This is a genomic window from Palleronia salina, from assembly GCF_900141995.1.
In the GTDB taxonomy this organism is placed as follows: domain Bacteria; phylum Pseudomonadota; class Alphaproteobacteria; order Rhodobacterales; family Rhodobacteraceae; genus Palleronia; species Palleronia salina.
On the sequence record NZ_FQZA01000007.1, the window covers coordinates 135314 to 158875 of the forward strand.

The following is a 23562-nucleotide window of genomic DNA, read 5'->3' on the forward strand; positions in this document are numbered from 1 at the left end:
GTCTTTCCGGGACGGGCCGGGTTCGCATTCGCCTGACGGCAGCGACGGATCAACGTCGCCTGACGGCACGGTTCAGGCGCGGTCCGGCAAGCCGACGCACCCGCCCGGGATGCATCGGCTGTCTCACGCTGCCCGCGCCTAGAGGACGAAGTCCCCGTCGGCGAAGCGCAGCACCTCGGCATGGCCGATGATGTCGGTGCCGTCGACACCGTCATTCAGGTGCTCCACCTCGGTGCGGATCCCGTCCCGGGTGATGGCGTACTCGTCGCGATTGCCCGAGAAGACGATCACGTCCGTGCCGAACCCGGCCAGGATATAGTCGTCTCCGCCGGCGCCGACGATCGTGTCGTCGCCATACCCGCCGTCGAGCCTGTTGACCGCATTGTCCCCCCAGATCATGTCGTCCTGGAAGGATCCGGTCAGGTTCTCGACATTCTCGATCTGGTCGCCCGCCGCGTCGCCCGCGTAGCCGCGCCCGCGGAAGAGCGAGACCGAGACGCCTTCTTCCGACCCCATATAGGTGAGGGTGTCGTTCGAGGTGCCGCCGTCGATCCTGTCGCGCCCGGCCGAGCCGAATATCATGTCGCGACCGCCCAACGCCCGAACACGGTCGGCACCGTCGCTGCCCCGGAAGATATCGTCGTAACTGGTGCCGGTGACGGACTCGATGTTGTCCAGCGCCAGGACCCCGGGCCGCAGCGCCGCGCCACCGCCGGCGACCGTTCCGGCCCCTAGGTCGACCATGATTCCGGTGGCAAGCCCGGCGAAGGACATCATGTCGTTGCCGCCCAACCCGTCCGCACCGATGAACCGTCCGTCCTGGGGCAGGGTGAGCCAATCGGCATCCTCGGTCCCCGTGAGAAAGACCTGCTGTTCCAGCACCAGGGTGAAGTGGCCGCCATCTCCCTGGGTTCTGAAACGATCCGCGACCTCGGCGAAATAGGTGGTGTCCTCCTGCACGGTGAACTCGAGCTCCGCATCTCGAAGCCGTCCGTCGTAGTCAAGGGCGCCCGGGGTGTCGTCCGTGAAGAGCCGCAACTGAGGATAAAGCAGGCCGTAGAGGTCCTCCGCGGGTGACAGCATCAGCAGATAGGTTTCCCCGGCTTCGACGTCCAGCGCGAACCGGTCCAGATCCCGGACGGATCCGACCCCGCCAATGTAGCCTGAGATAGGCTCATCGGGCGCCAGGATGGTCGCGGTGGCATTGTCGTCGCCGTGATCGTCCGCGAGGTCGGTCACGGTCAGAGTGTAAGTGCCCTGAAAGGAACCGTATCCGCCGGCAGCAAGATAGTATCTTCCATCTTCTGCCACGGTCATGGAGGTACGGCTATTGAGGCTATATCCGCCGTCGTCGTTATTAAAGCCCAGGTAGAGACCCTCGTCGTCGAAAAGGCCGTAAAGGTAAGGATCGTAGAGTGTCCCTCCGGACGTCCTGTAGCCTTCGAGATCGACCCGGTAGCTTTGTCCTGCCTGTAGATCCACAGCGAACCAGTCTCGATCGCGGGCGGGACTGACCCTGCCAGTAGCGAACCCGTTTACATCGATGGTCCCGGCCAAGGCCGGAGACGCGGAGAACTCGTCGTTGCCAAGACTGGTCACGTTGTAGGTGCCGGTCAGGGCCGGGTCGGCCGCCCCCACAGCCAGGAAGTAGTCGCCCGCCGCCGGCGCCTCGCCGCGCAGGGGACCGCCGGTGTCGGTGCCCGGCACGAGCGTTCCGTCGGCGTCATAAAGGCCCAGGATTCGCGCTGGCGCGTCACCGCTGGACTCGGCGGCGAAGCCATAGCTCTCGCCCTCGGTCAGCGTGATGCGATACCAGTCCTGATCACCCGCGATCTCGAACCGGCCCAGCGTCGGGCCTGGGGCCAGGTCCTCGGTGCTGTCGGTCCCGCCGGGCACTGTGTCCTGCCAGAGCTGAACGGTGTAGTTGCCGGACACCTGGCCGGTTTCGCCCTGCACCGCCACGTAAAGCGTCCCGTCCTCGGCCGCGACGAAAGAGGTGTCGACGATGGTGCCTTCGCCCGAGCTGCCGGGCATCACTTGCGTGCCGTCGCCCGCGAAGACGCCCCCCAGGGCCGGGTCCACGGGCAGGATGTTGCCGTCGGCGTCCGAAGCTGTGCTGCTGCCACCCGCGATCCGCAACTGGTAGGCGCCGCCTGCCGTCACGTCCACCGCGATCCAGTCGACATCGCCCGCCTCGTCCAGAGCCCCGTTGAGCAGGGCGCCATTGGGAGCAAGTGTGCCGGTGGTCGTCGCATCGTCCGCGAAATCGTCGTAATCGTCATCGACCTCGATCGTGTAGGATCTGCGCCCGAGACTCTCGAGGTTGGGGTTCGCGCCCGCGGACACGTAGTATGTGCCGTCCGTCTCGGGGGTGAAGAACAGGCGCGCGTCGCGCCCGATCCCGCCCGAGAAATTCTCGGTCCCCGGTACCACCGCCCCGTCGGGTCCGATGATTCCGCCGATATGCGCGTCGGCACCGCCCACCGAGTCGATGCGATACCGCGTGCCGGCCTCCATCTCGGCCTCGTACCAGCGCTGACCGCCGGGCTCGAAGATGTAGGTGGCATTGGGCTGGCCCAGCGTGAGCGTGGCCGTGGCGGCGGGCGCCACGCTCAGGCGGTAGTTGCCGTTGTCGGCCTCGCCTTCGGCCGCGACGGCAACATAGTAGGTGCCGGTCTGCGTCGGCAGGTAGATCTGCGATGCCGTGCTGTCGTCGCCCGACGCCGCGTCGGCCACGCGGACGCCGTTCACGTCGTAGATGCCCTCGATCTGCGTATTCAGGGGCAGAACGCGGGATCCGACGGACCGGGTGCTGTCGATGCCCTCGGCGGTGGCCTCGTAGAGCGTTCCGGCCTCCAGTAGCACGCCGATCCAGTCGACATCGTTGTCATCGTCGATCTCGCCGTCGTAGGTCGACCCCAGCTCGATCGCCGCGGCGCCGGCCGGGTCCTCGGCGCTGTCGTCCCAACTGTCGTCGACGCTGACCTCGTAGCGGCGACCGACATCGGCGGCCAGGCCGGGCGCGACGCCCACCGACAGGATATATTCACCGTCTTCTTCGGGCACGAACCACAGCCGCGCGTCGCGCCCGATGCCGCCCGAGAAGTTCGTCGTGCCGGCGATCAGCGCGCCGTCGGGCCCGTAGATGCCGCCGATATGGCTGTCGAAAATGCCCGTCACGTCGATGCGGTAGGCCGTTCCGCCGGTCAATGACAGCGTGAAGAGATCCTGATCGCCGGCGGCGTCGATGGTGCCACCGGCGCTCTGGCCAACCGCGAGACGGTTCACCGTCTCCTCCGACACGGTCAGGTCGAACTGGCCATCGCGGGTCTCGCCCTCCGATCCGGCGGCGACGTAGTAAATGCCCGTTCCGGGCGCCTCGAACAGCGCCGTGGCCGAGGCACCGCTGCCGCTGATGGTGTCTGCAAGCCGTGTGCCGTTCTCGTCGTAGATCCCGTCGATGCGCACATCGACCAGGTTATCGCCGCGCGTGCTTTGCCCGCCGGCCAGGGTGACGCGATAGGTGCTGCCGCCGTTCATCGCGATGCCGACCCAGTCGACGTCGCGGCTGCCGTCCAGCGACCCGGTGTAGGGGGCGCCCAGTTCCGCGGTGCCGGCGGTGCCGGGGGTGGTCCCCACGCTGTCCCATTCGTCCCGCACCGTCAGACGGTAGCGGCCACCGATATCGCCCGAGACGCCGGGCGCCGCACCGGCGGCAACGGTATAGAGCCCGTCGGCCTCGGGCGTGAACCAGATACGCGCATCGCGGCCAAGGCCGCCCGAATAGTTCTCGGTCCCGGGCAGCAAGGACCCGTCGGGGCCGTAGATGCCACCGATATGCGCGTCACGCGCCGTCACGCCGACCGCGTCGATGCGGTATTCCTGGCCGGCGGTCAGTTGCAGCTGGAAGAAATCGAGATCGCCCGTGTGGTTGATCGTGCCGAACCCTTCGCGTCCGACGCCAAGCCGGATGAAGCCCTCGGTGTCGACGCTCATGGTGTAAAGGCCGTCGCGCACGTCGCCTTCCGAGGCCGCGCCGGCAAACACGGTCTGGGCACTGGTCACGAAGGCGTAGCCCTGGGCAGAGGCGGTCGTCCCCGAGCTCGCCGGGGCCAGCATTGTGCCGTCACTGGCGAAAATGCCGTCGAGCCGGGGATCGAGGCGCCCGGACGGGATTCCCGCTCCGCCGTCCATCGTGAAGCGGTAGACGACCCCGGGCGTTGCATCCACGCCGATCCAGTCGATGTCGTTCCGTTCGTCGATTTCCCCCTGGAAAACGCTTCCAGGCTCCGTCGGGTCGAGGCGCACCGCGCTCGTCGCGTCGCTGGGCGCGTCGTCCCAGCCGTCGGCGTCCGCGACACGGATCTGGTAGGTGCTTTCGCCGTCTCTCGGTGAGACGCCCTCTGCCACGCCGGCCGACACGAAATAGGTCCCGCTCGTCTCAGGGGTGAACCACAGCCGTGCCTCGCGCCCCAGTCCGCCGCTGTAATTGGCACCCACGACCTCGGATCCCGCGGCATCGAAGATCCCGCCGAGATGGGGGTCGTTCACCGTGCCGTCGGACGACAAAGCCCCGGTCGCGTCGATACGATACTGCACGCCGGCCTGAAGCTCGACGGCAAATCAATCCTGATCGCCTGTCGCGTCGACCGAAGCTGTAAGCGCTTCATTCACGGTCAGTTGGCCGGTCGTGGCAATGTCGTTGGAATAATCGTCGGCCATCTAGAAATTCTCCGATTTGAATAACTTAAAAGGCACGCGTCGAATCGACGGCCTTTCACTCAGGGTTGCCGCCCGATTGCCGCAGGGCAAGTTTTTTTCTGCCAGTTGCCGCGTCAGGCGGGGCCCAGAATTGCCCGCAGGAGGCAAGTCTCGCCGCCGGAAATCATTCGAATTGATCCGATCTTTTCGGGCAGGGCAGTGCGCAGATTCGGCGTTTCCGGTCCCGCCTCCCTGAGGCATGTGATATATCCCATTCGCGCAGGGGTGGGGCGGGCCACACGCCGCGCCAGATCGCCGACACGGCCTGTCTCGGCCATTTTCTTTGCCGCGTTTTTCTTGATTTGCGACAGTTCGGGTGACACAGGTTCGTCAGGAGGCGTGCGATGGGCCGGGCAACAATTCACGACGTGGCGCGGGTCGCTGGCGTAAGTCTTTCCACCGTGGACCGGGTCCTGAACGGCCGGGAAACGGTTCGGCCGGGAACGCGCGACCGGGTCGAGGACGCCATGCGCGCCTTGAACTACGTGCGCAACGCGGCCGCCGCGAACCTGGCGCGCAAGCGCGATTTCCGGTTCCTGTTCCTATTGCCGGGCGGCCAGAACACCTTCATGCGGATGCTCGAGGCCGAGGTCGGCGATTACGGCCAGCAATTCGCGGCCGACAGCGTCGATATCGAGGTCCGCACCCTGCCGCCCTTCGATGCGGAGGCGCTTCAGTCCGCGCTGAAGCAGATCGATCCCGGCAGCGTCAGCGGTGTCGCCCTCGTCGCCGTCGACACGCCGGGCGTGCGCGACGCCGTGCGATCCCTGCGCGCCCATGGCGTGCCGGTGGTGACGCTGGTGTCGGACCTGCCGTCCGAGCTGCGCGAGCATTTCGTCGGAATCAACAATATATGGGCGGGGCGTACCGCTGCGAGCCTTCTGGGGCGGTTCTGCGGGCGCGCTGCGGGCCACATCGCCGTGGTCGCCGGATCGACGGTTCTCCAGGACCACGCCGAGCGCTACCTGGGCTTCCAGCAGGTCCTTTCGGCCGACTTCCCGCACCTGGTCGCGCTGCCCGCGCTCGAGGCGCTGGATGATGCCGAAACGGCCGAGCGGCTGTTGTCCGAGACCCTGGCGCAACACGACGACATCGTCGGGATCTACAGCCTTGGCGCGGGCAACAGGGGCGTGGTCGCGGCCATCGACCGGCTGGAGCGGAGCCCGCCGACGGTCCTGCACGAGCTGACCGAATATTCCCGCGGTTGGCTGCTGTCGGGCAAGATCGACGCGGTCATCCGGCAGGATCCGGCCCGCGAAGCCCGCAGCGCGATCCGCACGCTGGTCGCCATGTCGAATGGCAAATCGTTCCACCGTGACGAGAATCGCGTCGGGATCGAGATCTTCCTGAGAGACAATCTTCCCTGATTCCGGCGACTTGGCGCCATTCTGGGTTGAGCCCGGGAAATCCCTCTTTCATGTGACGAAATATGATGTACGTTCGTCAAAACAGCGACCCGCTCAAGCGGGCGCGTCAGGGAGGAGAAAACATGAAACTTTACGCAACCACAGCCTGTGCCGTGGTGCTGGCCGCCGGTGCGGCCCATGCCCAGCAGACCGAGGTCAACATCCTGCGCGTGCAGCCCAGCGACGAGGAGCAGCAGTTCTACGCCGATGTCGAGGCAGCCTACGAGGCCGAAAACCCGGATGTCGACGTGGTTTTCGAGTACATCGCGAACGAAGCTTACAAGTCGAAGCTGCCGACGCTGCTGCAATCCGACGCGCGGCCGGACCTGTTCTATTCCTGGGGTGGAGAGACCCTGCGCGAGCAGGCCGAGGCGGGCTTCCTGCGGCCCATCGGCGATGCTGTCCCGCAAGAGGCCCTGGACACGTTCCCCGAGTCGGGTCTGAACGCGTTCTCCGTCGATGGCGAGCTTTACGGCCTGCCGCTCTACGCGACCGAGGTCGTGTTCTGGGTGAACACCGACCTGACCGAGCAGGCGGGTGTCGATCACGCATCCATCGAGACGTGGGACGATTTCCTGGGCGCGGTGCAGACGCTGAAGGACGCCGGCATCACGCCGATCATCGCGGGCGGCCAGGACAAGTGGCCCGTGCACTTCTACTGGAGCTACCTGGCGCTGCGTGAGGGCGGGCCCAACATCGTCACCGACGCCATGGAGGGGGGCGATACCACCTTCGAGAGCGAGGCATTCGTCGCCGCGGGCGAGGAGTTCCAGAAGCTCATCGAGATGGAGCCGTTCCAGCCCGGCGTCATCGCCACGACCTACGAGACCGCGTCCGGCATGTTCGCCGACGGCGAGGGGGCCTTTCACCTGATGGGCGACTGGGATTACCTGCCCATGCGCGGCCGCTCGTCGGACGGCGAAGGCCTGTCGGACGATCAGCTGGACATCATCAGCTTCCCCAGCCTCAGCGATCCGGTGAACCCGGGCGGCGAGAATGCCACGCTGGGCGGCATCAACGGCTGGGCCGCCGCCAACGGCGCGTCGGATCAAGCGATTGATTTCCTGGCCTACCTGCTGAACTTCGACAACCAGCAGGAGGTGGCCGAGCGCGGGATCTTCATCCCGATCGTGAAGGGCGCCGGCGAAGCGCTGGAAAATCCGTTCTTCCAGCAGGTTGCCAAGGACATCGCGCAGTCGGACTACCACCAGGTGTTCCTCGACCAGTACCTGGGCGCCTCGGTCGGTGCGACGGTGAACGACGTGTCGGCCGATCTTGTGGCCGGTGCGACGACGCCCGAAGAGGCCGCCGCGCGCGTGCAGGAAGCCTGGGACTTCCGCTGAGCGAAACCCGGATCGGCGCGCGTCCCTGACCGGCGCGCGCCGCCATCGCAACTGCGCATTCCCCGAAAGAGTCCCCCATGTCCGAAGTCTCGACTTCGCCAAATGCCGCGCCGGGCTTGTCCGAGCGGCTGCGCCGTGCCGCGCAGAACGGGCGGCTGACCGCGACGCTGATCCTGCTGCCGCCGGCGCTGATCCTGTTCACGCTGTTCGTCATGCTGCCCCTGGGCGAATCCGGGGTCTATGCCTTCTACGACTGGAACGGCTACGGCGCGCCCGAGGATTTCGTGGGCTTCCGCAACTTCGAGCAGATGTTCGGCCACTCGGTCTTCTCGGTGGCCGCGGGGAACACCGTCAAAATCGTGATCGTCTCGCTCCTGGTTCAGTTGCCGCTGGCTCTGCTGCTGGCGCTGCTGATCTACAAGAAGACACCGACCAATGCGGCGTTCCGGCTGATCTTCTTCGTGCCCTACATCATGGCCGAGGTCGCCGCGGGCCTGATCTGGAGCTTCGTCTTCGACGGGAACTACGGGGTCACCGCCTCGATCGCCAATTCGCTGGGCATCGACCGGTTCTTCGTGCTGGCCGACCGCGAACTGGCCTTCTATGCCGTCATGGTCGTGATCGTGTGGAAGTATTTCGGCTTCCACATGATGATCTACATCGCTGCCTTGCAGGGCGTGCCCGATGACCAGGTCGAGGCCGCGCAGATCGAGGGGGCCAGCCGCCGCCAGATCGTGCGCCACGTGCAGATTCCGCATATCCGCCCGGCGATCGCGGTCAGCGTGTTCTTCTCGATCATCGGCGCGTTGCAGGTCTTCGACGTCATCATCCCGCTGACCAATGGCGGCCCGTCGAACCAGACCCATACCATCGTGACCTATCTCTACGAGTTCGGTCTGACGCGCCTGCGCATCGGCTTCGGCAGCGCGGTGGGCGTCGTCCTGTTCATCGTCGCCGTGCTGGTGGCCGTGTTCTACCAGAGGATCTTCATGCGGAGGGCCAACCCATGACCGCCCCCCATGTCTGGCGCAACGTCCTGCGCATCGCGCTTCTGCTGGTGGTGGCCAGCTTCGTCCTGGCACCGCTCTGGGCCACCGTGATGGGCGGGTTCAAGACCAACCCCGAGATCCGGACCTCGGCCTTCGCCCTGCCGGATGCCTGGAACACCGAGTTCTACGGCGCCATCCTTTCGGACCCCTCCTTCTGGCGCTACCTGGGCAACTCGCTGCTGATCTCGTCGGCGGCGGTCGTGCTGACCCTGATCGTCGGTTCGGCGGCGGCCTACGTCTTCGCCCAGATCCGGTTCTTCGGCGCGAACTTCCTGTTCTCGTATCTCCTGCTGGGGCTGATGTTTCCCTTCGCCACGGCGATCCTGCCGCTGTTCATCAAGGTGCGCGATCTCGGCCTGCTGGATACCTACTGGGCGGTGATCCTGCCGCAGACGGCGTTCGGCCTGAGCCTGGCGATCCTGCTGTTCCGCACCTTCTTCGCCCAACTCCCGAAAGAGCTGTTCGAGGCCGCCTATATCGATGGCTGCGGCTACGTGCGGTTCTTCATCATGTTCACGCTGCCGCTGTCGACGCCGATCCTGGCGACGGTGGGCGTCTTCGTCTTCGTGCAGAGCTGGAACAACTTCCTTCTGCCGCTGGTGGTCCTGAACAGCCGCGAGGTGTTCACCTGGCCGCTGGGCATGATGCAGTACCGCGGCGAGTTCGTGACCCAGTGGAACCAGACGCTGGCCTTCGTGACCCTGTCGCTGGTGCCCGCCGTCGTCTTCTTCCTCGCCGCCCAGAAATACATCGTCGCCGGCCTGACCGGCGGTGCCGTGAAAGGCTGACCCTTGCGTATCACCAACCCGATCCTGCCCGGCTTCAACCCCGACCCGTCGATCGTGCGGGTGGGCGAGGATTTCTACATCGCGACCTCGACCTTCGAGTGGTATCCCGGCGTCCAGATCCACCATTCGCGCGATCTGAAGAACTGGCAGCTCGTCACGCGCCCGCTGAACCGTGCGGCGCAGCTGGACATGCGCGGCGACCCGGACTCGGGCGGTGTCTGGGCGCCGTGCCTGACGTATTCCGACGGGCTGTTCTGGCTGGTCTACACCGACATGAAACGGCGCGACGGCGCCTGGAAGGACAGCCACAACTACGTGGTGACGGCGCCCGCGATCGAGGGGCCCTGGTCCGACCCGGTCTGGCTGAATTCCTCGGGGTTCGACCCGTCCATGTTCCACGACGAGGACGGGCGGAAATGGGTCCTGAACATGATCTGGAACCACAACAAGACGGGCGGCGACCGGTTCGGCGGGATCATCATCCAGGAATACTCGGTGGCCGAGCGGCGGTTGGTGGGCCCGGTCCGCAACATCTATCGCGGCACCGACCACAAGCTGGTCGAGGGGCCGCACCTGTTCCGGCGCGATGGCTTCTACTACCTGCTGACGGCCGAGGGCGGGACGGGCTACGACCACGCGGTGACCATGGCACGGTCGCGCGAGCTGTTCGGCCCCTACGAGACCGACCCGGCGAAACACGTGCTGACCGCCAAGGACACCGATCCCGACCATCTGCTCCAGCGCGCGGGCCACGCGGATATCGTGGAAACCGAGGCGGGTGAGCTCTTCATGGTGCACCTGTGCTCGCGCCCGCTGCCCGAGACCCGCGCGGCGGTGACGGGGGCGGGCATCCACGCCGACGACGTGCGCCGGTCACCCCTGGGTCGCGAAACCGCGATCCAGCGGCTGGTTTGGGACGCGGGAGAATTCCCCAGGCTCGCCCATGGTGGCTGCGCGCCCGCCACCGTGATCGACGGGCCGGACCTGCCCAAGGCGCCGGTCGCGCCGGTGCCCGCACGCCGGTCTTTCGACGGCGCGCTGCCGCCCGAGTTCCAGTGGCTGCGCACGCCGCATCCCGACCGCCTGTTCTCGCTCACAGCGCGGCCCGGCGCCCTGCGCCTGTTTGGGCGGGAAAGCCCCGGGTCGCAGTTTGAGCACGCGCTGGTCGCCCGGCGGCAGACGCATCACCGCTTCGCCGCAGAGACCGAGATCGAGATGGCGCCCGGCGACTACCAGCATTTCGCCGGTCTGATCGCCTGGTACGGCCGCAACAAGTTCCACTACCTGGCCGTGACGGCCAGTGACGACGGCGCGCGCGTTCTCACGGTCTACAGCTGTGCGGCCGACTGGCCAGACGCGCGCATCGACATCCCCGTGGCGGAGGTGCCGGTGCCGGGGCAGGGGGCGCTGAAGCTCGGCTGCGATGTCGACGGCGCGGTCCTGCGGTTCCGCTACGCGCAAGCGGGCGGTGACTGGACCGACATGGGCGTGGCGCTGGACCAGTCCGCCATTTCCGACGAGGCCGGCAACGGTCCCGGCAACAACTTCACCGGCGCCTTCATCGGCATCTGCGCGCATGACACGTCGGGGCAGGGGCGCCCGGCTGATTTCCTTTCCTTCACCTACGAGGGTCAAGATGGCTGAAGTCCGGCTCGAGAACGTGACAAAGGCGTTCGGCAACCTGACCGTGATCCCGGACCTGTCGCTGACGGTGCCCGACAAGTCCTTCACCGTGCTGGTCGGGCCATCGGGATGCGGGAAGTCGACGCTGCTGCGGCTGATCGCCGGGCTGGAAAAGCCCACCAGCGGCGCCATCCGCATCGGCGGTGACGACGTGACCCGGGCCGAGCCGTCGAAGCGCGGGATCTCGATGGTTTTCCAGTCCTACGCGCTCTATCCGCACATGAGCGTGGCGCGGAACATCGATTTCGGCCTGCGGATCTCGAACGTGCCGAAGGAAGAGCGCGAGAGGCGGCTGAACGAGGCCGCGCGCATCCTGGCGCTCGAGGACTACCTCGACCGCAAGCCGGCCGAGCTGTCGGGCGGCCAGCGTCAGCGCGTGGCGATCGGGCGGTCCATCGTGCGCAACCCCAAGGTGTTCCTGTTCGACGAACCGCTGTCGAACCTCGACGCGGCACTGCGCGCGCAGATGCGGGTCGAACTGGCCGAGCTGCACCAGTCCATCGCGTCGACCATGATCTACGTCACCCACGACCAGGTCGAGGCGATGACGCTGGCCGACCAGATCGTCGTGATGAACAAGGGCCGGATCGAGCAGATCGGCACGCCGATGGACCTTTACGACAAGCCCGCGTCGGTCTTCGTCGCCGGGTTCATCGGCAGTCCCAAGATGAACCTGATGCCCGGCAAGGCCATCGGCCGGCCGGACATTCCCACCGTCGGCATCCGCCCCGAGGATGTCGAGGTGACCGAGGGCGACGGCTGGGAGACGAAGGCGCGCGTGGTCGAGACGCTGGGATCCGACACCATCGCCCATGTCCGCGTGGAGGACGTCGGCGAGATGACCGTGCGGCTGCCCGGGCATATCCGGCTGAACGACGGCGACAGGCTCAAGCTGCGCGCCGATCCCGCGCGGCAGCATCATTTCGACGCGGACGGGCGGCGCATGGAAGGACAGACGGCATGAGCGAGACAGGCATCGGCATCATCGGCTGCGGTGTCATCAGCGGCATCTACCTGCAGAACATCGCCCGGCTGCCGGGGATCGCGCTGCGCGGCGTGGCCGACATGCGCCGCGAGGCGGCCGAGAAGGCCGCCACGGACCACGGCGTGCCCGCGCTGTCGGTGGACGAGCTGCTGGCGCGCGACGATATCGACATCGTCGTGAACCTGACCGTTCCGGCCGCGCACGCGCCGGTGGGTCGTCAGATCCTCGGCGCGGGCAAGAGCCTTTACCTCGAGAAACCGCTGTCGGCCTCGCTGGGCGAGGCGCAGGCGCTGGTGGACCTCGCGCGCGACAGCAACCTAGGCATCGGCTGCGCGCCCGACACCTTCATGGGCGGCGGGCACCAGGCGGCGCGCGCGGCGATCGACGCGGGCCGGATCGGCACGCCCATCGGCGGCACGGCGACACTGATGCTGCCGGGACACGAGCGTTGGCACCCCAATCCCGATTTCTACTACAGCGCGCCCGGTGGCGGGCCGCTGATGGACATGGGGCCTTACTACCTGACGGGCCTCGTGAACCTGCTTGGCCCGGTGGCCGAGGTCTCGGCCCTGTCCTCGCGGCCGCGCAGCCAGCGCACCATCGCGACGGGCGCGCGGGCGGGCGAAAAGGTTCCGGTCGAGCTCGACACGCATATCCTCGGGCTTCTGGCGTTCGAGTCCGGCCCGATCGTTCAGATGGCCATGAGCTTCGACGTGCAGGGCCACTGGCAGAGCCCGATCGAGGTCTACGGCACCGAAGGCTCGATGCGGGTGCCGGACCCCAACCGCTTCGACGGGGCGGTCGAGCTGCTGGGCGGCGAAATGCTGGAGGCCGCGGACCGGCCCTACGGCGCCGACAACTGGCGCGGGCTGGGCCTGTGCGACATGGCCGCCGCGCTGCGCGAGGGGCGCGGCTTCCGCGCCGACGCGGCGCTCGCGCTCCACGTTCTCGAGATCATCGACGCCATCGACCGCGCGGCGGCCGCGCGCAACAGCATCCGGGTCGAAAGCCGCTGCGACCGGCCGGCCCCAATCGAAAGGGAAATCGCATGACCAATCCCCGCGCACTGATCTTCTGGGGTGGATGGGAAGGGCACGAGCCCGAGGCCTGCGCCGCGATCGTGTCCGACATGCTGCGAGAGGAGGGGTTCGAGGTCACGTCGGTCCCCGGCGCCGAAGCGCTGCGCACCGAACCGCTGGACGAGTTCGACCTGATCGTGCCCATGGTCACGCAGGTGGCCGACGACAAGGACGACATCGAACGCCTGCGCAAGGCCGTGGCGGGCGGCGTCGGGCTGGGCGGCTTTCACGGCGGCATGGGCGACGCGTTCCGCGGATCGCCGGATTACCAGTTCATGGTGGGTGGCCAATGGGTTGCGCATCCCGGTGACATCATCGACTACCATGTCGACGTGACGCGCCCCGACCATTTCATCACCGCGGGCATCGAGGGCTTCGACTATCGCTCCGAGCAGTATTTCATGCATGTGGATCCCGGAAACGAGGTGTTGGCGACAACCACCTTTTCCGGTGAACATGCGCCCGAGACGGCGGGGACCGTGATGCCCGTGGTCTGGACCCGCAGCTTCGGCGAGGGCCGCGTTTTCTATTCCGCGCTCGGACACCAGGCGCACGAACTCACGCACCCGAGCGCGCGCGAGATCCTGCGCCGTGGCCTCGTCTGGGCCGCCCGCAAAGACAAAACCTAAGGAGACCCGCCAGATGAGCGACTTTTTCCGGGGCCAGGCCCCGCTGCGTTTCGACCCCGATGCCGACGGCCTCGCCTTTCGCCACTACGATCCCGACGAGAAGGTCATGGGAAAGCGGTTGGAGGATCACCTGCGCTTTGCCGTCGCGTACTGGCACAGCTTTGCCTGGCCCGGCGGCGATCCGTTCGGCGGCCAGACCTTCGACCGCCCGTGGTGGGGCGAAACCATGGAAGGCGCGCGCCTGAAGGCGGATATCGCGTTCGAGATGTTCGACATTCTCGGCGTGCCGTTCTTCTGCTGGCACGACCATGACATCCGCCCCGAGGGCGACACCTTCGCCGAAAGCAAGCGCAATTTCGACGAGATCATCGACATCTTCGAGCAGAAGATGGAGCAGTCGAAGACCCGGCTTCTCTGGGGCACGGCCAACCTGTTCTCGCATCGCCGCTTCATGTCGGGCGCCGCGACCAACCCGGACCCCGAGGTCTATGCGTGGTCGGCCGCGACGGTGAAGAACTGCCTCGACGCCACCCATCGCCTGAACGGCGAGAACTACGTCCTGTGGGGCGGGCGCGAGGGCTACGAGACGCTGCTGAACACCGATATGGGGCAGGAGCTCGAGCACATGGGCCGCTTCCTGTCGATGGTGGTCGATTACAAGCACAAGATCGGCTTCAAGGGTCAGATCCTGATCGAACCCAAGCCGCAGGAGCCCACCAAGCACCAGTACGACTACGACGTGGCGACGGTCTACGGCTTCCTCCAGCGCTTCGGCCTCGAGAAGGAGGTGAAGGTGAACATCGAGCAGGGCCACGCGATCCTGGCCGGCCACAGCTTCGAGCACGAACTGGCGCTGGCCCGCGAGCTGGGGATCCTCGGGTCGATCGACATGAACCGCAACGACTACCAGTCCGGCTGGGATACCGACCAGTTCCCCAACAACGTGCCCGAGGTGGCTCTGGCCTACTACGAGGTGCTGAAGGCGGGCGGGTTCACGCAAGGGGGCACGAACTTCGACGCCAAGCTGCGCCGCCAGTCGCTGGACCCGTCCGACCTTATCGCCGCCCATGCGGGCGCGATGGATGTCTGCGCGCGCGGGCTGAAGGCGGCGGCCAAAATGCTGGAGGATGACGCGCTCGAGGCGCCGCGCCGGGCGCGCTACGCCGGCTGGGAAACGGACGCGGCGCAGAAGATGCTGTCCAGCGACCTGGAAACCGTTGCCGCGCCCGTCGAGCAGGGTAACGTGAACCCGCAGCCACGGTCGGGACAGCAGGAGAAGCTTGAAAATATCGTAAATCGATACGTCTGAGACCCGAGGGGAGGGGAGCGATGAAGACCATCAAGGGGCCGGGGCTGTTCCTGGCGCAATTCGCCGGTGACGAGGCGCCGTTCAATTCATGGGGCGCCATCACCAAGTGGGCGGCCGAATGCGGCTACAAGGGCGTGCAGGTTCCCGTCTGGGACGCGCGTCTCGTCGATCTCGATAAACTCGCGACCTCGCAGAGCTACTGCGAGGAATGGGTCGGCGAAGCGCGTGACAACGGCATCGAGGTGACCGACCTGTCGACCCACATCCTGGGGCAGCTGGTGGCGGTGCATCCCGCCTACGACGCCTGGGTCGACGGCTTCGCCGCGCCCGAGGTCCAGGGCAAGCCCGCGGCGCGCACCGAATGGGCGATCGAGCAGGTGAAGAAGGCGCTCACGGCGTCGAAGAACCTGGGTATCGCGCAGCACGTCACCTTCTCGGGCGGGCTCTCGTGGCCCTTCATCTATCCCTTCCCCCAAAGGCCCCAGGGCATGGTCGAAACGGGGTTCGACGAGCTGGCCCGCCGCTGGCGGCCCATCCTCGATCATGCCGACGAATGCGGTGTCGATGTCTGCTACGAGATCCATCCGATGGAAGATCTGCACGACGGCATCACCTTCGAGATGTTACTCGAGCGGCTGGACGGTCACGCGCGTTGCAACATGCTGTACGATCCATCGCACTACGTCCTGCAATGCCTTGATTACCTTGAGAATATCGACATCTATGCCGAGCGCATCAAGATGTTCCACGTCAAGGACGCCGAGTTCCGGCCCACCGGCCGGCAGGGGGTCTACGGCGGCTACCAGCCCTGGGTCGACCGGGCGGGCCGGTTCCGCAGCCCCGGCGACGGCCAGGTGGATTTCGGCGCGGTCTTCTCCAAGCTGACGCAGCACGATTTCGACGGCTGGGCGGTGGTCGAATGGGAATGCGCGCTGAAGCATCCCGAGGACGGCGCGCGCGAGGGCGCTCAATTCGTCAAGGATCACATCATCCGCGTCACGCCCCACGCCTTCGACGATTTCGCAGGCGGCGATATCGACGACGCGACAAACCGCAAGCTGCTGGGGATCGACACATGAGCCGGATCAGACTTGGCATGGTCGGTGGCGGGTCCGACGCGTTCATCGGGGCGGTGCACCGCATCGCCAGCCGCATCGACGACCATTACGAACTGGTGGCCGGGGCCCTGTCCTCGACCCCCGAACGGTCGAAGGAAAGCGGCGCTGCGCTAGGGCTGGATCCCGCGCGCACCTATGGCAGCTTCGACGAGATGGCCGAGGCCGAGGCCGCCCGTGACGATGGCATCGAGGCGGTCAGCATCGTCACCCCCAACCACATGCATTACCCCGCCGCACGGGCCTTCCTGAGCCGTGGCATCCACGTGATCTGCGACAAGCCCCTGACTGCGACGGACGACCACGCCGACGCGATGGCACAGGCCGTGGCGGACAGCGATGCCCTGTTCGTGCTGACCCACAACTACACCGGCTACCCGATGATCCGGCAGGCCCGCGACATGGTCGCGGCGGGGACGCTGGGCCAGATCCGCATCGTCCAGATGGAATACCCGCAGGACTGGATGATGGGATCGCCCGAGCAGGACGGCGTGAAGCAGGCCGAATGGCGCACCGATCCCGAACGCTCGGGCGCGGGCGGGGCCATCGGCGACATCGGCACCCACGCCTTCAACCTGGGCGGTTTCGTCACGGGCCTGACCGCCACCGAACTGGCGGCCGACCTCCACAGCTTCGGCAAGGGTCGGGTGCTGGACGATAACGCGCATATCATGCTGCGGTTCGAAGGCGGCGCGCGCGGGATGCTTTGGTGCAGCCAGGTCGCGGCCGGCTGCGAGAACGGGCTGCGCCTGCGCATCTACGGCGAGAAGGGCGGCCTGGAATGGGGACAGGAGGATCCGAACTACCTGTGGTTCACCCCCCAGGGCGAGTCCACGCGCCGGATCACCCGCAACGGCCCCGAAGCCTCCGAGGCGTCCACCTCGGTCAGCCGCATTCCGCCCGGACACCCCGAGGGATACCTGGAAGGCTTCGCCAACATCTACACCGAGGCCGCGGCGGCGATCCGCGCGGTGCAGGGCGGCGAGTCGCGCGACGCGGTGATGGGCAAGCTGCCGGGCATCAGGGCAGGGCTCGAAGGTATGGCCTTCATCCGGGCCTGCGTCGCATCGTCGAAGGGCAACGCCGCCTGGACGAAGATATGAGCGGCTCTCCCGTCCTGGCCTTGCGAGACGTCACCAAGAGCTTCGGCCCGGTCGAGGTTCTGCACGGCGTCTCGCTGGAGCTGAGGGCGGGAGAGGTCCTTGCCCTCATTGGCGAAAACGGCGCGGGCAAGTCGACCACGATGAAGATCCTGGCGGGCTACCAACCCGCGACGTCCGGCAAGATCCTGCTGGATGGCGAGGAAGTCACGTTCGACTCTCTGCACGAGGGCGAGGAAGCCGGGATCGTCATGATCCACCAGGAGTTCAACCTGGCCGAGCAACTGACGGTCGAGCAGAATATTTTCCTCGGCCGCGAATTGCGGCGGGGCTGGCTGCTCGACAAGGCGCGTATGCGGCGGCTGACGCGCGAATATCTCGACCGGGTGAACTGCAAGGTTCACCCCGACACTCTCGTGTCCAGGCTGTCGAACTCGGACAAGCAGATGGTCGAGATCGCCAAGGCGCTCAGCCGCAACGCGCGCGTTCTCATCATGGACGAGCCCACGGCGGTGCTGACGGGCGCCGAGACGCGCATCCTGTTCGACCAGGTGCGCGCCATGAAGAACAGCGGGACCGCCATCCTGTTCACCAGCCACAAGCTGGGCGAGGTCAGCGAGATCGCCGACCGGGTGACGGTGCTGCGCGACGGCTCGGTCGTGCATGACGGGCCGGCCGTCGAGATTTCCGAGGACGCGATGGCGACGGCCATGGTCGGGCGGGACGTGTCGGACCTCTATCCCGAAAAGCCCGCCGACGACGTGCAATCCGACGTGATGCTGCGCGTTCGGGGCCTCGACGTGCCCGGACACGCCGCGGGCATCGGGTTCGACCTGCACCGCGGCGAGATCCTGGGCGTCGCGGGGCTGATCGGATCGGGCCGGACCGAGGCGATGGAGGGGCTGTGCGGCCTGCGCCCGGCGCGCGCCGAGCGGGTCGAGATCGGGGGCGACCCCGTCACGATCTCGAAGCCGGGCGACGCGCTCGACCACGGGCTGTGCTACCTGACCGAGGATCGCAAGTTGCGCGGCCTGCTGCTGGACAAGGGATTGCGGGAAAACCTGACGCTGCAGGCGCTGCACAAGTTCGGCGGGTATCTCATCGATCGCCGGGCCGAGGAACGCGCGCTCGACCAGGCCATCGCGGATTTCGATATCCGGGCCGGCCAGCGCAGCATGCGCGTCGGCAACCTGTCCGGCGGCAACCAGCAGAAACTGCTGCTGGCCAAGGTGATGCAATCCGAGCCGCGCATCCTGATCGTGGACGAGCCGACGCGCGGCATCGACATAGGCACCAAGCAGCAGATCTATACCTTCCTGCGCAAGCTGGCGGATGACGGCCACGGGATCATCGTGATCTCGTCCGAGATGCAGGAGGTGATCGGCCTGGCCGACCGCGTGCTGGTCCTGCGGTCGGGCCGCCTTGCGGCGACGCTGGACGGCGACGCGATCTCAGAAGACACAATCGTGCGCCACGCCATGGGCGTCGGCGCGGACAGCTCCGAAAGGGTGGCATGATGACGACCGAGACCCTCAACCCGGGCAAGGGCCGCACCCTGCCGTCGATGAGCGTGCTGGGCCCGGTGGTCGCGCTTGTCGTGCTGCTGGTCATCGGCACGCTGCTGAACGCAAACTTCCTCAGCGCCGCGAACATCACCAACGTGCTGGCGCGCTCGGCCTTCATCGGGATCATCGCCGTCGGCATGACCTTCGTCATCACCGCCGGTGGGCTGGACCTGTCGGTGGGCTCGATGGCCGCGTTCATCGCGGGGCTGATGATCATCGTCATGAACGCAGCCCTGCCGAGTATGGGGATCGGCATCCCGATCATCCTGCTGGGCATGGCCGTGGCGATCGTGGCGGGTATCCTGGCGGGGCTTCTGAACGGGTTTCTGGTCACGACGCTGGGGATCGAGGCCTTCATCGTCACGCTGGGCACCATGGGCATCTATCGCAGCCTCGTCACCTGGCTGGCCGATGGCGGTACCCTTTCGCTGGATTTCGGGCTGCGTACCTTCTACCGGCCGGTCTATTTCGACGGCATCCTCGGGATCAGTTGGCCGATCATCGTCTTCGCGCTGACCGTCATCGTCGGCGAGATCGTGATGAGCCGGTCGCATTTCGGCCGCCACTGCGCGGCCACCGGGTCGAACGAGCACGTGGCGCATTACTCGAACGTGAACGTGAACCGCACGCGCCTGCTGACCTACGCCATGCTTGGCCTTCTGGTGGGGGTCGCGACGATCATGTACGTGCCGCGGCTGGGCTCGGCGTCGGCCTCGACCGGCGTGCTGTGGGAACTGGAGGCGATCGCCGCCGTCATCATCGGCGGCACGATCCTCAAGGGCGGGTTCGGGCGCGTCTGGGGCACCGTCATCGGGGTCCTGATCCTCAGCCTGATCGACAACATACTGAATTTGACCGACCTGGTGTCGCCGTATCTGAACGGCGCGATCCAGGGGGTCATCATCATTCTCGCCGTTATTTTGCAGCGGGAAGCAAAGGCGAAGGGCTGACGCCCCGCCGAACAAGAAAGGGAGGAACTGAAATGTCATACATGAAGACGATGCTGGCCGGGTGCACGGCCCTGACCGTCCTCGCCACGGGCGCCATGGCGCAGGACGGCGAGACGCGGGTGATCGGCGTGTCGATCCCGGCGGCGACCCATGGCTGGGCCGGCGGCATGAACTTCCACGCGCAGGAAACGGTCGAGCGGCTGGAAGAGGTCTATCCGAACCTCGACTTCGTGCTCGCGACCGCGTCGGATCCGGGCAAGCAGGTCAACGATATCGAGGACATGGTCGCAACGCGCAACATCGACGCGCTGGTCGTGCTGCCCTTCGAATCCGATCCGCTGACCCCGCCGGTCCAGGCCGTGGCCGAAAGCGGCGCCTGGGTCACCGTCGTCGACCGTGGCCTGTCGGTCGAGGGGATCGAGGATCTTTACGTCGCCGGCGACAACCCCGGCTTCGGCCGCGTCTCGGGTGAATACATGGTCTCGCAGATGCCCGACGGCGGGAATATCGTGGTGCTGCGCGGCATTCCCACGACCATCGACAACGAGCGTGTCGAGGGCTTCCAGTCCGCGATCGAGGGGTCGGGGATCGAGATCATCGACATGGAGCACGGCAACTGGAACCGCGACGACAGCTTCAACGTGATGCAGGACTTCCTGTCCAAGCATGACCAGATCGACGCGGTCTGGGCCTCCGACGACGACATGGCCGTGGGCGTGCTGGCCGCCATCGACGCAGCGGGCCGCGAGGACATCCAGTTCGTGCTCGGCGGTGCCGGCATGAAGGAGATGGTGCAGCGGGTCATGGAGGGCGACGATATGATCCCCGCCGACGTGACCTACCCGCCGTCGATGATCGCCACGGCGATCGAGATGACGGCCGTGGGCATGACGTCGAACGCGCCGGTGTCGGGCACGTTCACCATCGGCTCGGTCCTGATCACCCAGGAGAACGCCGAGCAGTTCTACTACCCCGACAGCCCGTTCTGAGGCGGACCGGGCGGGCCCAGGCCCGCCCGTTTCTGGCGCGACTTTGCCAATCTGCCCTGGCTTCGCGCGGCGGTAGAGACGGCATCTCGAACCATCGCGTTCGACACGTCCGGGGCGCGGCTCGGTTCGTCCGACAGCGGCGGGTGAGCATACCCGGTTGACATGGCAGGCGCGAGCCTCCGTTCTTTCCGGTAGGGACCGGCGCGATCCGGTGCCCCGAGACCGAAAGAGATCCCATGTCACCCAGCGCGAAACAGAAGAACCGGACCGACCTGATCTGCGTGGCCCTGCGGTCCGCGATCCTCGAGCGGGCCCTTTTGCCGGGGATGAAACTGCCCGAGGATTCCCTGGGCGAGCGTTTCGGCGCCAGCCGCACGATCATCCGCCAGGCGCTGGAGCGTCTCGCGGTCGAGGGCCTGGTGGAACTGCGGCACAATCGCGGTGCGGCCGTCGCCCAGCCCAGCCTGGAAGAGGCGCGGGACCTGTTCGAGCTGCGCGCCCAGGTCGAGGACCTCGTCATCGCGCGGCTCGCCAAGGGTCTGACCGCCCAGCAGGAAGCCGCGCTCAACGATCACATCGCCCGCGAGGACGAGGCGAGCGCCGGGCCATCGGCCATCTCGATCCGGCTCGCGACCGAGTTCCATATCCTGATGGCCGAGCTCACCGGCAGCCCGGTCCTGATCCGCTACGTGAACGAGATCGGCTATCGCTGCGGTTTCACCCTGTCGCAATTCTCCCGGCCCCACTCGACCCATTGCGGCATCCAGGAACATCGCGACATCGTCGCCGCGCTGAAGTCCGGCGACGTGGCCGAAGCCCAGCGCATCGCGCGGCTGCATCTCGACCAGGTCGCCGCGCGGGCGCAGTTCAACGGGGCCGACATCAACGGGTTTTCGCATCTCGATGCGCTGGAACCCTATGCCAGCACGGTGCGCGAAAAGGGCTGACGCCGCGCGCTAGGCCTCGATGCCGCGGGCGGTCAGGATCCGTTCGGCGCTGTCGTTCCAGACGTCCATCTTCACGATCTTGCCGTTCTCGACGACGAAACGGTCCACGTAGCGGTTGCCTTCGAACGGCGTTCCGTCGGGCCATTCGCCGTAAAGATAGCCCGTGGAATAGACCACCGTGCCCTCGGCCCCCTGCGCCACGTCGAACTGGCGCATGTCCTTCTTCACCCAGGCATAGCGCATCGCATTGAAGCCCGTGGGGCCGGAGGGATGATGAAAGACCCGGCCACCGGTGAAGGTGATGACGACACCTTCGGCCATGTATGTCGCGGCGCGCTCGGGGTCGGGTTTCATCGAGGCTTCGAGGTAATCGTGCACGATCCGGGCCTCGTCGGGCAGGGCGTCGTAGTCGGTCACAAGGGGGGCGGGCATGGCTTTCTCCTTCGTTGCGGCGATTCGAGACGTGCCACAAATCCGGCGCCGCGCAATCTGCATGCGATAAATAAATACAAAAATTGCATGCAATTTGCCCGATCTTTGGGCAGAGCCGGGGGCCACGCGGGAAAAGGTCCCGTTTCGTGCTTCGCTTCTTTTGACAGCGCCGCCCGGTCTCGCGCCTCTGGTTGCATCACCTGGTCCTGCTCACGGAGACACACGATGCCCAACCGCTTCCCGCTCACCCGCCGCCTGATGATCGCGGGGGCCGCCGCGCTGTCGCTCAGCACGGCCATTCCGGCCTTCGCGCAAGAGGATCCGATCAAGATCGGCCTGGTCGCCGCCCTCTCGGGGCAATCCGCCAAGTCGGGCGAGGCCATCACGCGCGGCATCACGCTGGCGCTGGACAAGATCAACGCCGAGGGCGGCGTGCTGGGCCGCGAGCTCGAGCTGGTCAGCCGCGACGACGAAAGCAACCCGGGCAAGGGCCTGATCGCCGCGCGCCAACTGGTGCAGCGCGAAGGCGTCGCCGCGATGATCGGCGGTCTGGATACGCCCGTGTCGCTGGCCATCGTGCCCTTCGCGAACGACGCGCAGGTGCCCTTCATTGGCCCCTGGGCCGCGGGCACGCCCATCACCAAGAACGGCGCCGAGGAGAATTACGTCTTCCGCGTCTCGGCCGTGGATGAATTCGTCGACGAGGCGATCACCGAGTACCTGGTCACGGAATACGGCTCGGAAAAGCCGGGCATGATCCTTATCAACAACCCCTGGGGCGAGTCCAACGAGGCCGGGCTGACCAAGGCGCTGGAAAAGCGCGGCATGGAACATGCCGGCATCGAGAAGTTCGAATCGAACGACGTGGACGTGGTGCCGCAACTGACGCGCCTGCGGGAAAACGGTGCGGACGGCCTGTTCCTCGTGGCCAACGTCGCCCCCTCGGCGCAGGTGGTGAAGTCGCTCGATCGCATGGGCTGGGACGTGCCGATCGCGTCGCACTGGGGTCCCGCCGGCGGCCGCTTCACCGAGCTGGCCGGCCCCTCGGGCGAAAAGGTTCATTTCATCCAGACCTTCCTCTTCACCGACCCCGAGCATCCGCTCTTCGTCGAGTTGCAGGAGAAGTTTCCCGAGATCGAAAGCCTGGCCGACGTGACGCCCGCCACCGGCATCGCCAACGCCTATGACGCGACGCTGCTGCTGGCCGCGGCCATCGAGAAGGCGGGCTCGACCGAGGGTCCGGCGATCCGCGAGGCCATGTACGAGATCGAGGGCGTCGAGGGCGTCATCAAGACCTACGACAAGCCGTTCACGCCGGACGACCAGGACGCCCTGGGGCCGCAGGATTACATCTTCGCCAATTTCGTCGAGGGCGAGATCGTCCCGCTCGAAGACTGAGCGCACGCGCGGCGGCCCGGGCTTTCCCGCCGGG

The 23562-nt window shown here is 66.5% G+C and carries 18 protein-coding genes and 1 pseudogene; 17 read left to right on the forward strand and 2 right to left on the reverse strand.

What is annotated here, in order from left to right; all coding sequences use genetic code 11:
• Window positions 1-138 precede the first annotated feature (138 nt).
• The gene (locus BUB76_RS11565) at window positions 139-4599 is read right to left on the reverse strand and encodes a calcium-binding protein (protein WP_073128942.1); all 4461 of its coding nucleotides are present in this window, start codon (window positions 4597-4599) and stop codon (window positions 139-141) included.
• 506 nt (window positions 4600-5105) lie between these two features.
• Between BUB76_RS11565 and BUB76_RS11570 the strand changes: the two genes are divergently transcribed.
• The 16 genes and pseudogenes from BUB76_RS11570 (at window position 5106) to BUB76_RS11640 (ending at window position 21698) form a co-directional block, all read left to right on the forward strand.
• Window positions 5106-6128: a LacI family DNA-binding transcriptional regulator gene (locus tag BUB76_RS11570; protein ID WP_073128943.1), complete on the forward strand. Its 1023-nt coding sequence runs from the start codon at window positions 5106-5108 to the stop codon at window positions 6126-6128.
• Between the two features lie 122 nt (window positions 6129-6250).
• A complete protein-coding gene (locus BUB76_RS11575; protein WP_073128944.1) occupies window positions 6251-7510 on the forward strand; it encodes an ABC transporter substrate-binding protein in 1260 nt (419 codons plus the stop codon).
• Window positions 7511-7587: 77 nt separating this feature from the next.
• Window positions 7588-8520 carry a carbohydrate ABC transporter permease gene (locus BUB76_RS11580; RefSeq protein ID WP_073128945.1) on the forward strand — a complete coding sequence of 311 codons (933 nt, stop codon included), beginning with the start codon at window positions 7588-7590 and terminating at the stop codon, window positions 8518-8520.
• The gene (locus BUB76_RS11585) at window positions 8517-9347 is read left to right on the forward strand and encodes a carbohydrate ABC transporter permease (RefSeq protein ID WP_073128946.1); all 831 of its coding nucleotides are present in this window, start codon (window positions 8517-8519) and stop codon (window positions 9345-9347) included. Before BUB76_RS11580 ends, BUB76_RS11585 begins: the two co-directional genes overlap by 4 nt.
• A gap of 3 nt (window positions 9348-9350) precedes the next feature.
• The gene (locus tag BUB76_RS11590; RefSeq protein WP_073128947.1) at window positions 9351-10991 is read left to right on the forward strand and encodes a glycoside hydrolase family 43 protein; all 1641 of its coding nucleotides are present in this window, start codon (window positions 9351-9353) and stop codon (window positions 10989-10991) included.
• Between the two features lie 85 nt (window positions 10992-11076).
• Window positions 11077-11406, forward strand: a pseudogene (locus BUB76_RS18355) (ABC transporter ATP-binding protein); the annotation flags it as partial.
• 300 nt (window positions 11407-11706) lie between these two features.
• Window positions 11707-11994 (forward strand): TOBE domain-containing protein, encoded by a 288-nt coding sequence (locus BUB76_RS18360; RefSeq protein ID WP_373280053.1) that lies wholly within the window; start codon window positions 11707-11709, stop codon window positions 11992-11994.
• On the forward strand, window positions 11991-13067 hold the full coding sequence (locus tag BUB76_RS11600; RefSeq protein ID WP_073128949.1) for a Gfo/Idh/MocA family protein: 1077 nt from the start codon (window positions 11991-11993) through the stop codon (window positions 13065-13067). Before BUB76_RS18360 ends, BUB76_RS11600 begins: the two co-directional genes overlap by 4 nt.
• Window positions 13064-13723 carry a ThuA domain-containing protein gene (locus tag BUB76_RS11605; protein ID WP_073128950.1) on the forward strand — a complete coding sequence of 220 codons (660 nt, stop codon included), beginning with the start codon at window positions 13064-13066 and terminating at the stop codon, window positions 13721-13723. Before BUB76_RS11600 ends, BUB76_RS11605 begins: the two co-directional genes overlap by 4 nt.
• 13 nt (window positions 13724-13736) lie before the next feature.
• The gene (gene xylA, locus BUB76_RS11610) at window positions 13737-15032 is read left to right on the forward strand and encodes a xylose isomerase (RefSeq protein ID WP_073128951.1); all 1296 of its coding nucleotides are present in this window, start codon (window positions 13737-13739) and stop codon (window positions 15030-15032) included.
• Window positions 15033-15052: 20 nt separating this feature from the next.
• Window positions 15053-16111, forward strand: a complete 1059-nt coding sequence (locus BUB76_RS11615) for a sugar phosphate isomerase/epimerase family protein (protein WP_073128952.1) — start codon at window positions 15053-15055, stop codon at window positions 16109-16111.
• A complete protein-coding gene (locus BUB76_RS11620; RefSeq protein WP_073128953.1) occupies window positions 16108-17250 on the forward strand; it encodes a Gfo/Idh/MocA family protein in 1143 nt (380 codons plus the stop codon). Before BUB76_RS11615 ends, BUB76_RS11620 begins: the two co-directional genes overlap by 4 nt.
• Window positions 17247-18764 (forward strand): sugar ABC transporter ATP-binding protein, encoded by a 1518-nt coding sequence (locus BUB76_RS11625; RefSeq protein ID WP_073128954.1) that lies wholly within the window; start codon window positions 17247-17249, stop codon window positions 18762-18764. Before BUB76_RS11620 ends, BUB76_RS11625 begins: the two co-directional genes overlap by 4 nt.
• Complete coding sequence (locus BUB76_RS11630; protein WP_073128955.1) at window positions 18764-19762, forward strand: ABC transporter permease; 999 nt, start codon at window positions 18764-18766, stop codon at window positions 19760-19762. The genes BUB76_RS11625 and BUB76_RS11630 overlap by 1 nt, the downstream gene beginning before the upstream one ends.
• A 41-nt stretch (window positions 19763-19803) precedes the next feature.
• Window positions 19804-20751, forward strand: coding sequence for an ABC transporter substrate-binding protein (locus BUB76_RS11635; RefSeq protein ID WP_073128974.1), 948 nt, complete (start codon window positions 19804-19806; stop codon window positions 20749-20751).
• A 236-nt stretch (window positions 20752-20987) separates the two neighbouring features.
• Window positions 20988-21698 (forward strand): GntR family transcriptional regulator, encoded by a 711-nt coding sequence (locus tag BUB76_RS11640; protein ID WP_073128956.1) that lies wholly within the window; start codon window positions 20988-20990, stop codon window positions 21696-21698.
• Window positions 21699-21707: 9 nt separating this feature from the next.
• Here BUB76_RS11640 and BUB76_RS11645 read toward each other — a convergent pair whose 3' ends face one another.
• Window positions 21708-22130, reverse strand: a complete 423-nt coding sequence (locus BUB76_RS11645; RefSeq protein WP_073128957.1) for a nuclear transport factor 2 family protein — start codon at window positions 22128-22130, stop codon at window positions 21708-21710.
• A 225-nt stretch (window positions 22131-22355) separates the two neighbouring features.
• On the opposite strand from BUB76_RS11645, the gene BUB76_RS11650 reads away from it, so the two are divergent.
• A complete protein-coding gene (locus BUB76_RS11650; protein WP_073128958.1) occupies window positions 22356-23528 on the forward strand; it encodes an ABC transporter substrate-binding protein in 1173 nt (390 codons plus the stop codon).
• Window positions 23529-23562 lie beyond the last annotated feature (34 nt).

What these genes read in the sequence shown, in the direction of transcription:
- BUB76_RS11615 (WP_073128952.1), top strand. Translation starts at nt 15,053, where the DNA reads ATGAAGACCATCAAGGGGCCGGGGCTGTTCCTGGCGCAATTCGCCGGT.
- BUB76_RS11620 (WP_073128953.1), top strand. Translation starts at nt 16,108, where the DNA reads ATGAGCCGGATCAGACTTGGCATGGTCGGTGGCGGGTCCGACGCGTTC.
- BUB76_RS18360 (WP_373280053.1), top strand. Translation starts at nt 11,707, where the DNA reads ATGCCCGGCAAGGCCATCGGCCGGCCGGACATTCCCACCGTCGGCATC.
- BUB76_RS11650 (WP_073128958.1), top strand. Translation starts at nt 22,356, where the DNA reads ATGCCCAACCGCTTCCCGCTCACCCGCCGCCTGATGATCGCGGGGGCC.
- BUB76_RS11580 (WP_073128945.1), top strand. Translation starts at nt 7,588, where the DNA reads ATGTCCGAAGTCTCGACTTCGCCAAATGCCGCGCCGGGCTTGTCCGAG.
- BUB76_RS11625 (WP_073128954.1), top strand. Translation starts at nt 17,247, where the DNA reads ATGAGCGGCTCTCCCGTCCTGGCCTTGCGAGACGTCACCAAGAGCTTC.
- BUB76_RS11640 (WP_073128956.1), top strand. Translation starts at nt 20,988, where the DNA reads ATGTCACCCAGCGCGAAACAGAAGAACCGGACCGACCTGATCTGCGTG.
- BUB76_RS11575 (WP_073128944.1), top strand. Translation starts at nt 6,251, where the DNA reads ATGAAACTTTACGCAACCACAGCCTGTGCCGTGGTGCTGGCCGCCGGT.
- BUB76_RS11635 (WP_073128974.1), top strand. Translation starts at nt 19,804, where the DNA reads ATGAAGACGATGCTGGCCGGGTGCACGGCCCTGACCGTCCTCGCCACG.
- BUB76_RS11585 (WP_073128946.1), top strand. Translation starts at nt 8,517, where the DNA reads ATGACCGCCCCCCATGTCTGGCGCAACGTCCTGCGCATCGCGCTTCTG.
- xylA (WP_073128951.1), top strand. Translation starts at nt 13,737, where the DNA reads ATGAGCGACTTTTTCCGGGGCCAGGCCCCGCTGCGTTTCGACCCCGAT.
- BUB76_RS11600 (WP_073128949.1), top strand. Translation starts at nt 11,991, where the DNA reads ATGAGCGAGACAGGCATCGGCATCATCGGCTGCGGTGTCATCAGCGGC.
- BUB76_RS11570 (WP_073128943.1), top strand. Translation starts at nt 5,106, where the DNA reads ATGGGCCGGGCAACAATTCACGACGTGGCGCGGGTCGCTGGCGTAAGT.
- BUB76_RS11605 (WP_073128950.1), top strand. Translation starts at nt 13,064, where the DNA reads ATGACCAATCCCCGCGCACTGATCTTCTGGGGTGGATGGGAAGGGCAC.
- BUB76_RS11630 (WP_073128955.1), top strand. Translation starts at nt 18,764, where the DNA reads ATGACGACCGAGACCCTCAACCCGGGCAAGGGCCGCACCCTGCCGTCG.
- BUB76_RS11645 (WP_073128957.1), bottom strand. Translation starts at nt 22,130, where the DNA reads ATGCCCGCCCCCCTTGTGACCGACTACGACGCCCTGCCCGACGAGGCC.